This is a genomic window from Vibrio sp. 2132-1 (assembly GCF_033344315.1).
This window is the reverse complement of record NZ_JAWPON010000350.1, coordinates 1-691: the sequence shown is the minus strand read 5'-3', so window position 1 is coordinate 691 and position 691 is coordinate 1. Positions and strand designations below refer to the sequence as shown.

Sequence of the window (691 nt, the reverse complement as noted above, 5' to 3'; positions counted from 1 at the left end):
ATAATGGTGCGGAAGGAGAGACTTGAACTCTCACACCTTGCGGCGCCAGAACCTAAATCTGGTGCGTCTACCAATTCCGCCACTTCCGCAACTTAATCTATAGATATCAAGATAATTGGTAAAATCTCAATATCGTTGTATATGGCAGGGCTACCTGGATTCGAACCAGGGAATGGCGGCATCAAAAGCCGCTGCCTTACCGCTTGGCGATAGCCCTACAGCGTAAATAGTCAAAGACTACTTAACCTCTCTTATCGAGAGAAAGAATGGTGCGGAAGGAGAGACTTGAACTCTCACACCTTACGGCGCCAGAACCTAAATCTGGTGCGTCTACCAATTCCGCCACTTCCGCGTATTCTCATAGTGTAGATTAATTTAAGATGGTGCGGAAGGAGAGACTTGAACTCTCACACCTTGCGGCGCCAGAACCTAAATCTGGTGCGTCTACCAATTCCGCCACTTCCGCATCTATTCCTAACTGCTCTGATAAAAAGAACATTTAGGAATGGTGGCTACGACGGGATTCGAACCTGTGACCCCATCATTATGAGTGATGTGCTCTAACCAGCTGAGCTACGTAGCCATTTTAAAACTTTGATCAAGAATGGTGCGGAAGGAGAGACTTGAACTCTCACACCTTGCGGCGCCAGAACCTAAATCTGGTGCGTCTACCAATTCCGCCACTTCCGCA

At 47.8% G+C, this 691-nt stretch carries 6 tRNA genes; all 6 read right to left on the bottom strand.

Annotation, left to right across the window (positions count from 1 at the left end):
• Positions 1-4: 4 nt before the first annotated feature.
• The 6 genes from R8N47_RS25355 to R8N47_RS25330 all read right to left on the bottom strand — a co-directional run bounded on the left by R8N47_RS25355 (position 5) and on the right by R8N47_RS25330 (position 690).
• Positions 5-89, bottom strand: a tRNA-Leu gene (locus R8N47_RS25355).
• Positions 90-142: 53 nt separating this feature from the next.
• Positions 143-217, bottom strand: a tRNA-Gln gene (locus R8N47_RS25350).
• 50 nt (positions 218-267) lie between these two features.
• Positions 268-352, bottom strand: a tRNA-Leu gene (locus R8N47_RS25345).
• A 29-nt stretch (positions 353-381) separates the two neighbouring features.
• Positions 382-466 (bottom strand) — tRNA-Leu (locus R8N47_RS25340).
• 40 nt (positions 467-506) lie between these two features.
• Positions 507-583 (bottom strand) — tRNA-Met (locus R8N47_RS25335).
• Between the two features lie 22 nt (positions 584-605).
• Positions 606-690: transfer RNA gene (locus tag R8N47_RS25330), tRNA-Leu, on the bottom strand.
• Position 691 lies beyond the last annotated feature (1 nt).